General features: G+C 67.1%; 13 protein-coding genes, 1 tRNA gene and 1 pseudogene. 7 read left to right on the forward strand and 8 right to left on the reverse strand.

All coding sequences use genetic code 11. The features are described from left to right. Positions 1-3: 3 nt before the first annotated feature. Both ASC76_RS23880 and ASC76_RS23885 read left to right on the forward strand, forming a co-directional pair. Positions 4-993, forward strand: coding sequence for a YheT family hydrolase (locus tag ASC76_RS23880; RefSeq protein ID WP_056473041.1), 990 nt, complete (start codon positions 4-6; stop codon positions 991-993). Positions 994-1014: 21 nt separating this feature from the next. Then, positions 1015-1542 carry a DUF2946 family protein gene (locus ASC76_RS23885; protein ID WP_056473043.1) on the forward strand — a complete coding sequence of 176 codons (528 nt, stop codon included), beginning with the start codon at positions 1015-1017 and terminating at the stop codon, positions 1540-1542. On the opposite strand, the gene ASC76_RS23890 is transcribed toward ASC76_RS23885, so the two are convergent. Next, positions 1543-2073: a DUF3455 domain-containing protein gene (locus ASC76_RS23890; RefSeq protein WP_056473046.1), complete on the reverse strand. Its 531-nt coding sequence runs from the start codon at positions 2071-2073 to the stop codon at positions 1543-1545. It lies immediately after the preceding gene. Between the two features lie 179 nt (positions 2074-2252). Next, positions 2253-3161, reverse strand: coding sequence for a cytochrome c5 family protein (locus tag ASC76_RS23895; protein WP_056473048.1), 909 nt, complete (start codon positions 3159-3161; stop codon positions 2253-2255). 160 nt (positions 3162-3321) lie between these two features. Between ASC76_RS23895 and ASC76_RS23900 the strand changes: the two genes are divergently transcribed. After that, a tRNA-Arg gene (locus ASC76_RS23900) sits at positions 3322-3397 on the forward strand. A 147-nt stretch (positions 3398-3544) separates the two neighbouring features. Here the strand turns inward: ASC76_RS23900 and ASC76_RS23905 are convergent. Together ASC76_RS23905 and ASC76_RS26325 are read right to left on the reverse strand one after the other, a co-directional pair. Further along, positions 3545-4336 (reverse strand): hypothetical protein, encoded by a 792-nt coding sequence (locus ASC76_RS23905; RefSeq protein WP_056473052.1) that lies wholly within the window; start codon positions 4334-4336, stop codon positions 3545-3547. A gap of 287 nt (positions 4337-4623) precedes the next feature. Beyond that, positions 4624-4782 carry a hypothetical protein gene (locus tag ASC76_RS26325; RefSeq protein WP_235580573.1) on the reverse strand — a complete coding sequence of 53 codons (159 nt, stop codon included), beginning with the start codon at positions 4780-4782 and terminating at the stop codon, positions 4624-4626. On the opposite strand from ASC76_RS26325, the gene ASC76_RS26330 reads away from it, so the two are divergent. Beyond that, positions 4708-5022 (forward strand): hypothetical protein, encoded by a 315-nt coding sequence (locus tag ASC76_RS26330; protein ID WP_235580574.1) that lies wholly within the window; start codon positions 4708-4710, stop codon positions 5020-5022. The two genes, ASC76_RS26325 and ASC76_RS26330, sit on opposite strands and share 75 nt — an antisense overlap. Before the next feature lie 18 nt (positions 5023-5040). Here the strand turns inward: ASC76_RS26330 and ASC76_RS23915 are convergent, their stop codons facing one another. Beyond that, on the reverse strand, positions 5041-6936 hold the full coding sequence (locus tag ASC76_RS23915; RefSeq protein WP_162247160.1) for a bifunctional diguanylate cyclase/phosphodiesterase: 1896 nt from the start codon (positions 6934-6936) through the stop codon (positions 5041-5043). 348 nt (positions 6937-7284) lie between these two features. Between ASC76_RS23915 and ASC76_RS23920 the strand changes: the two genes are divergently transcribed. The 3 genes from ASC76_RS23920 to ASC76_RS23930 all read left to right on the forward strand — a co-directional run bounded on the left by ASC76_RS23920 (position 7285) and on the right by ASC76_RS23930 (position 8494). Further along, positions 7285-7467 (forward strand): DUF3606 domain-containing protein, encoded by a 183-nt coding sequence (locus ASC76_RS23920; RefSeq protein WP_056473057.1) that lies wholly within the window; start codon positions 7285-7287, stop codon positions 7465-7467. Between the two features lie 7 nt (positions 7468-7474). Next, positions 7475-7696 (forward strand): hypothetical protein, encoded by a 222-nt coding sequence (locus ASC76_RS23925; RefSeq protein ID WP_056473060.1) that lies wholly within the window; start codon positions 7475-7477, stop codon positions 7694-7696. Between the two features lie 111 nt (positions 7697-7807). Continuing rightward, positions 7808-8494: a dienelactone hydrolase family protein gene (locus tag ASC76_RS23930; RefSeq protein WP_056473062.1), complete on the forward strand. Its 687-nt coding sequence runs from the start codon at positions 7808-7810 to the stop codon at positions 8492-8494. Between the two features lie 26 nt (positions 8495-8520). Here the strand turns inward: ASC76_RS23930 and ASC76_RS23935 are convergent, their stop codons facing one another. From ASC76_RS23935 to ASC76_RS25635, 3 genes and pseudogenes are all read right to left on the reverse strand, one after another. Next, entirely contained in the window at positions 8521-9075 is a 555-nt protein-coding gene (locus tag ASC76_RS23935) for a hypothetical protein (protein ID WP_056473065.1), read from the reverse strand. A gap of 14 nt (positions 9076-9089) precedes the next feature. Further along, positions 9090-9335 (reverse strand): GlsB/YeaQ/YmgE family stress response membrane protein, encoded by a 246-nt coding sequence (locus tag ASC76_RS23940; protein WP_056473069.1) that lies wholly within the window; start codon positions 9333-9335, stop codon positions 9090-9092. Between the two features lie 158 nt (positions 9336-9493). Beyond that, positions 9494-9603: pseudogene (locus tag ASC76_RS25635) on the reverse strand (2-hydroxy-3-oxopropionate reductase); the annotation flags it as partial.

Genomic DNA, 9603 nt, shown 5'->3' on the forward strand with positions numbered 1-9603 from the left:
CGGATGGACGACGATGGCTATCTCGCGCCGCGCTGGCTGATCGGCGGCAACGCCCAGACGATCTGGCCGGCGCTGTTCGGCAAGCGCTTCGACGGGACGGTGCCGACGTTCCGCCGCGAGCGCTGGGACACGCCGGATGGTGACTTCATCGACGTGGATTGGCAGGTCTCGCCGAGCGCTCGCGACGCGACGACCGACCGGCCGCTGCTGGTGCTCTTCCACGGCCTCGAAGGCTCGTCCGGCAGCCACTACGCGCAGGCCTTCGCGCACTGGGCGCGCGCGAACGGCTGGGACTTCGCGGTGCCGCACTTCCGCGGCTGCTCGGGCGAGCTCAACCGCGCACCACGCGCCTACCACTCGGGCGACTTCGAGGAGATCGGCTGGGTGCTGCAGCGCATCCGCGCGGGACGAGGCGGCAGGATCGCCGCGGTCGGCGTTTCGCTCGGCGGCAATGCGCTGCTGCGCTGGGCCGAGGAAGCGGGCGAGAGCGCGGCGCGGATCGCCGACGCGGTGTGCGCGGTCTCGTCGCCGATCGACCTGGCAGCCGGCGGGCGGGCGATCGGCACCGGCTTCAACCGGCAGGTCTACACCCGCATGTTCCTGCGCACGATGAAGCCCAAGGCGTTGGCCAAGCTGGCGCAGCACCCCGGCCTGTTCGACCGCGAGCGGCTGCTGGCCGCGCGCACGCTGTACGACTTCGACAACGTGTTCACCGCGCCGCTGCACGGCTTTCGCGATACCGACGACTACTGGTCCCGCGGCTCCGCCAAGCCGCACCTGCACCGCATTCGCATCCCGGCGCTGGTGCTGAACGCGCGCAACGATCCGTTCGTGCCGGCCGCGTCGCTGCCGCTGCAGCGGGACGTGGGGCCGTCGGTCACGCTGTGGCAGCCGCGGCATGGCGGGCACGTCGGCTTCCCGGGCGGGCGCTGGCCCGGCCACGTTCTCACCTTGCCCGAGCGGGTCATGGGCTGGATCCAGGCCGCGATCTAGGATTTGCGTCAGGATCGAAGGATGGACGACATCGTCAAGCAGGCCCTGAAGAAGTGGCCGAACGTGCCGCACTGCTACGACTGGCTCGCGCTCGACGCGCGCGGCGACTGGTACATGCGCGACGAGCGCATCCAGCACGCCGGGCCGTTCCCGCAGGTCAAGGGCAGCCGCATCCAGCACGAGAAGCTGCGCGAGTTCATCGAGCGCAACTACCTGCACGACGACGCGGGCTGCTGGTTCTTCCAGAACGGGCCGCAGCGAGTCTATGTCGAGCTCGAGGCGGCGCCGTGGGTGTGGCGGCTGGGCGGCGACGCGAACGCGCCGGCGATCAACAGCCACACCGGCCGAGCCGCGCAGTTCCAGAGCGCGTGGCTGGACGAGCACGGCCGCCTGTTCCTCGCCGCCGACCTCGGCCTCGGCGTGGTGCACACGCTCGACATGGAGCTGGCCGCAGACGCGGTCGAAGCGGGTCGGTGGTCGCCCACCGAGATCCGCTTCGACGAACTGCCGGAACGCTTCGGCTTCGTGCTGAAGCCGAAGAAGGCCTGATCACATCCCGTAGAACACGTAGTCGGCTTCGTACGCGACGACCTGGCGCTTGCCCTTGCCCATCGCATCGCAGGCCATCGCCGGCGCCACGCCGCCCTTGGTGTTCAGGCGCTGGATGTAGCTGACGCCTGTCATCGCGCCCGCGCCCATCGCCGGGTCGGCCTTCACGAGCTGCAGCGGGATGCTGCCCGGCTTCGCCGGCGCGACCGCGACCTGCTTGCCGGTGACCTTCGAGCCGTCGGCCGCTTCCCAGGTCGGGCCGGCGTAGTACTTGCCGACCATCTTCTTGTCGGCGCCATACAGCGTTGCGACCGGGCCGACGAACGCCCACTCGTGCGCCCCGGCCGTGTCCTTCTTCTCGCGGCATTCGTAGGTGATCTCGCCGGTGGCGGACGTGGTCATCATCAGCTTCTGGCCCGCCGGCACGCGCACGGCTTCGGGCAGGGCGGCGTTGTCCACCTTCATCATCATCGGGCTGGTGGCGCAGGCGCCGAGAACGGCTGCGGCGGCAATCATCAGGACGGTCTTCATGGGTGGGCTCCTCTGGGGTTGTTGGATGTGGCGCGATCGGCCACGCCCATCACCTACGGCCGGACCGTGCAACTGGATGCAGCCGCGGCGAAAACCCCGTGGCACCACGAGGCCACTGCATCGTGCGCGGACGCAAAAAAAGCCGGCCCGGGGCCGGCTTGTTCGCGAACGCGGCGGGATTACTTCGATGCGTTGACCATGTAGGTCACGACCGCCTTGATCTCGGCGTCCGACGCGGTCGAGCCGCCCTTCGGCGGCATCGCGCCCTTGCCCTTGATCGCGATGGCGGTGACGCCGTCGATGTCCTTCGCTTCGGCCAGGCGCGCGGCCCAGGCGGCCTTGTCGCCCACCTTCGGTGCGCCCGCGACGCCGGTGGCGTGGCAGGTCTGGCACAGCTGCGTGTAGAGCGCCGGCACGGCACCCGCGGCATCCGCCTTCGCCGGTGCGGCGGCCGCGACAACCGGCGCTGCCGCCGGAGCCGCCGCCGAAGCGGGCGCGGCCGCGGCGGCCGGTGCCGCCATTGGCGCCGGCGCTGCCGCCGTGGTGGCGGCCGCTGCCGAGGCGCCGGCGGCCGGGGCCTTCGGCTCGTCAAACTTGCCGCCGGCCTTGTTGGCCATGTAGACCACCGCGCGACCGATCTCGAGATCGGTGTAGTCGCCGCCGCCTTGCGCGCCCATGTTGCCCTTGCCGGCCAGCGCCGAGTGCAGCAGCGCGTCGTAGCCGGTCTTCAGGCGCGGGCCCCAGGCATCGGCGTCGCCGAGCTTCGGCGCGCCGACGAGGCCGGCGGTGTGGCAGGTCGTGCACTGGGCGGCAAAGACCTGCTCGCCGGTCTTCAGGGTCGACAGGTCCGAAGCGTCTTTCACCTGCACCATGCCGACCGGGCGGATGCGCTCGGCCACGGCGGCCGGCGCGAGCGCCTCAGTGCCGGCAGCGGGCCGGTGGTCGCTGGTCACGTATTCGACCAGCAACACGATCACGATGACCGGTACGACGAACGCATACAGGACCGCGAGGATCAGTTGCTTGGGCGTCTTGATGGGGCCTTCGTGCGGGCCATCGTGATCGTGCTGGTTCTGGGCGTCGCTCATGAGATCCTCAAACTGCGCAAATCGGGGAGGCGGGGAGGGCCGGCGAGCCCCGAGCCCCGAAAGGCCCCGCGCAAAACCTCGGAATTATAGGGCCGACGCCCAGCTCGCCCGCCGCCGCGACCGGGGGTCCGCAAGGGGCGCTGATAGAATCGCGGGCGTCGCGTCCGTAGCTCAATGGATAGAGTACTGCCCTCCGAAGGCAGGGGTTGCTGGTTCGATCCCAGCCGGGCGCACCAATGAATAATGGCCACTTGTGTGGCCATTTTCTTCTTCGGAGTACGGAACTGGGTGCGGCGCGCTGGTTCGGGGATCGGTTCGCTCAATACTCAATGCGGAACTGTCGTCGGGGCCCGTCGCCTCTAGCTCCCCCATGAGGTCGGCGATTACTGCTTCGTCCCCATGAAGGTCATCGCGTCCGTTCGACCGGCGTTTGTGGCGCCGGCAATGAGCGTCTTCGTATCGGCTTCGTACAGCGCAACACCAGTGAAGGTTTGCCCGGCATAAAAGCAGGGCGCCGGCCCGAACGTAATCGACACGTTGTAGGCGTTGCCGCCGTACCTGGGGCTTGATGAGCCACTGTCGTTGGCTGCCGCGCGGGGCGTGATCGTGCCTGTCGTGTTGCAGCCCGCCGCAGAACCAGCGAACGCGCCGTCAGCGTTGATGGTGCCGCTGCCGGCTTGCTGGCCGGTTACTACCGTTGACGCGGTTCCGGTGTACGTGCCGGCAATCGTCTCAATCGAAGGCGTCTGTGCGAACGTCGTGTTGTATGCACCGACGAACCCTTCCGTCGATCCGCTTGTGAATCCGATGGTCGCGTTAACACTAGCGCGCGGGGTGTAGTAGACCGTTGCGGTGCCGAAGGCAGTCCCTAGTCCTTCGTAGTTGAAGTCCCGCACATTGGCGCTCGTGAAGGCCGCAACGGAGACGCCGCTGATGTCGCCTTGAACAACGCCGCCAATCGTCGCCGGATTGCCGATGGCCGAGTAGAAGACCCAGTAGCTGTCAGCACCTAGGATCAGTGCCGTCGCCGCGCGACCGTTGACAGTGGTGTAACCGTCATACCGACCCTCTGGGTGAGGCACGGACTCGGGCTGCGTATCGTTGGAGCCGCCGCCTCCGCAGGCGACGAGCACACAGGTACACGCGAGCGCGACCGCGCCCTTGAGCTTTTGCATTCCTACTCCCTGAGACTGTTGTTGCAAATTGCAAGCGGACTGTCTCACGGGCGACGTACACGCGTACCCCATGTCTAAGGGGGCAGCGCGCAATCGAGGGGGTGGTGACGCATCAGAACTCGACCTGCTCGGGGTACAGATCGGGCCATTGCCGAGGGATCGAGACTCGGACGGCTGACTTCCACGGCCGGTATCCAATCTACGCTTGACGGCCGCGGGCCAAGCGCCACGTGGGTGTGGATTCGATCAGCCGTTCGGCTGGCCTTGAACCGAGTCGACTTCCTCGGTCACGAACCCGGCCGGCAGAACGATCTCCAGCATCTCGATGTCTTCGCTGTGCCCGAGCTCGCGATGACGAAGCTCGGTGGCTGATGGACGCACGAACCCGCTTCAAGGCGTACGGTACCTTGACCTTCGTATTCGAACTCGATCCAGCCCTTGAGGATGTAGACCATCTGGAAAGAGGTCTTGTGCAGGTGGGGCTGGCTGGAGAACGCCTGACCTGCAGCCGCCCGGATCACATGGGCGTCGACTCGGCCCCCGGTCGCCGCCTTGATGCCAAGGTCCCGATACTCATAAAAGGAGCGCAGACCACGCTCGAACTCTGCATCCTTGGCGTGCGACGCGACGAAACCTTCCGTTGTCATGGATCGTCCCTTCCCGGGCATCTCGATCTGGAAATATAGCGCTCGCGCGCTGCGACCCTAGTCAAGATCCATGTCCGCGACGCTCAGGAGCGGCATCGGCGCCGACGGCGAGGCTAAGTCGGCCCCACGCAAGAAGCTTCGCTTCGCGCGGTAGCCGATCAACCACGCCACCAGCTGGTCGCTCGGCAGCGGACGGCTGAGCAAGTAACCCTGAATCTGATCGCAGCCCAGTGCCCGCAGACAGTCTGCCTGGTGCAGCGTCTCGACCCCTTCGGCCACTACCCGCAGGTCGAGACTGCGTCCAAGCGCCACTACCGCTGTCGCAATCGCGTGGTCCTCTTCGCTGTTGGTGATGTCGCGCACAAACGATCGATCGATCTTCAAGGTGTCGATGGAGAATCGCTTGAGATAGCTGAGAGACGAGTGCCCCGTGCCGAAATCGTCGATCGCCACCTTGACGCCCAGTTCGGCGAGTCCATCGAGCAGTGCGCGGCTCTTGTCGCTGTCCTCGATCAGCTGGCTTTCGGTCAGCTCGAGCTCGAGTCGGCTCGGAGCGATCCCCGAATCCAGGAGGGTGTCGGCAATCAGCTGTTTCAGGTGATTGTCGCGAAACTGGCGCGCGGACAGGTTGACGGCCATCGCCAGCGGCGGCATGCCGATGCTGTCCCAGCGAGCGAGTTCGGCGCAGGCCGTGCGGATGACCCAGGCGCCCACGGGAAGAATCAAACCGGTGTCCTCGAGCATGGAGATGAACCGGTCGGGCGGGACCATGCCTTCTTCGGGCCGACACCATCGGAGCAGCGCCTCGACGCCGGTGACGCGGCCGGTCAGCAGGTCGGCCTTGGGCTGGTAGTGCAGCGTGAACTCGTTGCGCTGCAGCGCATGGCGCAGGCTCGCCTCGGTTTGCAGCCTCGCTTCGACCGCGGCGCTCATCTCGAGGCTGTAGAAGCTGTACATGCCGCCGCCATGGGTCTTCGACCGGTACATGGCCATGTCGGTCTGACGGATCAATCCATCGAGATCGCATTCTCCACGGGGGTACAGGGAGATGCCGATGCTGCACGAAATGAATATCTCCTGCCCGTCGATCAGGCACGGTTCGAGCAGCGAGTCCAGAATTCTTTGGGCAACCAATGCAGCATCTTCCGGGCCGCGGATGGCCTCGAAGATGATCGTGAATTCGTCGCCCCCCAGACGTGAGACCGTCACGGTCTCTGAATCGACGTTGCGGGCGACAGAGTCGACTTTTCGCACGCAGTTCGCCAGCTTGGTCGAAACGTGTTGCAGTAGCAGGTCTCCGGCTGCGTGGCCAAGACTGTCATTCACGACCTTGAAGCGGTCGAGGTCCAGGAACATCAGCGCCACGGGAACGCCGCTGCGCTCCGCACGGCGCATCGCCAGGCTCAAACGATCGCGGAACAGGGCTCGATTGGGCAGGCCCGTGAGGCTGTCGTAGTTGGCCAGAAAGGACAGCCGGTCTTGCGCCGCCTTCCGCTCGGTGATGTCCCGCAGGATGACCAGCAGGCAAGGGTGTCCGCCACCCTCGATCAGGCTCGCGCTGACTTCGACAGGAACTTTTCCAGCGCCGCCGCGATGCACAACGGTTTCGAGAATCCCCAATGGAAACACGGTGACGCCGTTCACAGTCTGACTGGGTTCGGTCACGACCCAGTCGGTCAGGTTGCGGCCCAACAGTTCCCCGCTGGCGCCACCCAGCAGGCGCGCCGCTGCGTCGTTGCACGACAGGAGCCGACCGTCCGGCCGCATCACGACGATGCCCTCGAGGCTGTTCTCGAAAACGATGCGGAACTTGTCGTCGCCTTTCGCGCTGACGCCAGCCGAGCGGTATCCGCTGGGCCGAAAAGATGGGGGAGCGAGGCGTTCAGGGGCCTGAACCGGTGCTCGCTCGCCGTTGGGCTTAACCCAGTTCGAAATTCGATCGCGAACGGCCATCAGGGACTTTCTCGCCGTGTGGCCCCGACCCTGCATCGATGACGGCACCGCCAAGGTCCCGTTTGACGTCTGGCGCCCGAACATCCGGCTGGCGAAAAGCGATGACATGGAGGCCTTTCACGGCGCCGCTGTGTGGTGGGTGCCGTGCTGCTGTCTTCGGCAGCAATGGTCAGGACTTAACATAAATGATTACGACAGATCATAAAATGCGCACCTGACTGCGTAATGGCTGCGCGATCGCGCTGTCGGACAGCACCGTCAACGACACGCGCCGTTCTCTCGCATCGGTCGCCCGTCGGAGGGCGCACGCTCTCGATCGACGCATTTGCGTTCGACAGGAGCAAGCACATGTCCGATGACAAGACCAAGGTCGGCGGCCAGGACCGCGCCCGCATCAACATCGATGAGGATTACGAACTCGCCGACTGGTCGAAGAAGTTCGGCGTCTCGAAGGAGCGCCTGAAGGAGGCCGTGGCCGCTGTGGGCGACCGCGCCAGCCGGGTCGAGTCGTACCTGCAGTCGCGCCGCTGAACCTGCCATGCGCCTCGCCCTCATCCTCACCCCGGCGGCGCTCGTCGTCGCGCTGGCCGGTTGCGACAAGCGGACCCCCGCCGACGTGCCGAACCCTGCGCCTACGGCGCCGACCGTGACCAGCGCGCCCGTCGGCGTCGTCCCCGCTTCGTCGCCGGCGTCCGATCCCTCCGTGCCGCCGGCCGCGTCGGTCGTGTCCTCGCCGGCTTCGGCTGCCAGCGCGCCCTAGCCTGGCGGCGTCAGAGTCGATCGAATTGCGCTAAAAGCCCGGGTGGCCTCCCCGCGTGGACCACGCGGTTGGGCATGTCCCCCCTCGAACCAGCATCCCGGAGCGCCGTTCATGCCGTCATCGACGATCACCCTCACCGCTGCCGACGGCTTCACGTCGTCGGCCTATCTTGCCGAGCCTTCCGCGACGCCAAAAGGCGCCATCGTCGTGCTTCAGGAGATCTTTGGCGTCAACTCGCACATCCGGCAGGTCGCCGACGGGTATGCCAAGGCCGGCTACCTCGCGATCGCACCGGCGACGTTCGACCGCATCGAACGCGGCATCGACCTGGGGTACACGCCGGACGACGTGGCTCGCGGCATGCGACTGAAGGCGGCCGTCGAGGCGATGCCCGCGCCCGGCGTGCTGCAGGACATCCAGGCCGCGGTCGACCGGGTCGCGGCGGCCGGGAAGGTTGGCATCGTCGGCTACTGTTGGGGCGGACTGCTGGTGTGGCGTGCAGCGGAGTCAGTGAGCGGGCTGGCAGCAGCCGTCGCGTACTACGGCGGCGGCATGACGGTCGGCAGCGAGCCGTCGCGTCGCCCCGCGGTGCCGACGCTGGCGCATTTCGGCGACCAAGACGCGCACATCAGCGTCGAGAGCGTGAAGGCGTTCGAGCAGGCGCAGCCGGACGTGGAGGTCCACCTGTACGCCGCCAACCATGGCTTCAACTGCGACCAGCGCGGTTCCTACAACGCCGGTGCCGCTGCCACGGCGCGCGAACGTTCGCTCTCTCACTTCGGCCGGCACGTCGGTTAGACGCGCTCGTCGGCGATCCGGCGGCGTCAGCCGCGCGCGCGTTCGGCCATCTTGGCCAGCGCGATCGTCAGCGCGGCGCTGCCCACGGTCTTCACCAGCGTCGGGTGTTCGGCGTAGAAGTTGCTGAGCCGGTCGATGATGCCGGGATCGGCCTGCTGGGCGTGGTCGACGAGGACCTCGACCTGCTCCGGCGAAAGCTGCGAGGCCTGGGCAGGCGTCAGCGCGGGCACGGCGGCGCCGCCGCCGGTGAGTTCGCCGAGCAAGGCGCCCAGTCCACCGAGCGCGCCGGCGCCCGATGCCCCCTTGTTCAGCAACGACGCCAGCACGGCGGGCCCCATCGAGGCGATCAGCGAGTTCAACATCCCGGCCTGCTGGTTCGGGTTGGCCTGGCCGAACATCTGCCCTGCCATCTGGCCGAACGCGGGTGTCTGGTCGGAGCGGAACATCGCCGCCAGCCCGGCGCTGAGGATGTCGGTCGGCGCCGCCTGCGCCGCCTGATCGAAGTGGTTTTCGGTGTGCTGGCCGGCGGCGACCGGGCCGCCGATGTACTGCTGAAGCAGGCTGCCGAGATCGAATGACATGGGTGTTCCTTGAGTTACTTCTTTGTCGCGAGGTGGTAGCCCAGCAGCAGCACGACAGCGCCGATGACCGCGCCGATGAACCCCGCCGATTGGCCGGCGGTGTACAGGCCCATGAAACGGCCGAGGTAGGTGGCGACCAGCGAGCCGCCAATGCCCAGCGCGCTGGTCAGCAGGAAGCCGCTGGGGCCGCTCCCCGGCGTCAGCAACTTGGCGACGAAGCCGGCCAGCAGGCCGATCAGAATGGTCCAGACGAGATCCACGCGCGCTCCGAGACGATTGGCCGCTTGGACAGCGGCGACGCGCGAGTCTCGGAGGCGGCGAGCATTCGCGCAAACGATTGCGCGACCCTCTCGGACCTAGCACCGAAAGTTTCGGTGCGTGTGGCCTTTGCGGCCACACGGTCGTGAAACCTTACCGCTCAGGCAACGGGGTGCGCCGCCATCAGCTCCAGCGCCTGCACCAGCGCCGAGTGGTCCAGGTCCTGCCCGCCGTTGGCGGCACAGGCCTGCATCAGCTGCGCCGCGCCGG

Origin of the sequence: Rhizobacter sp. Root404 (assembly GCF_001425865.1) — a bacterium.
GTDB lineage: Bacteria > Pseudomonadota > Gammaproteobacteria > Burkholderiales > Burkholderiaceae_C > LMDS01.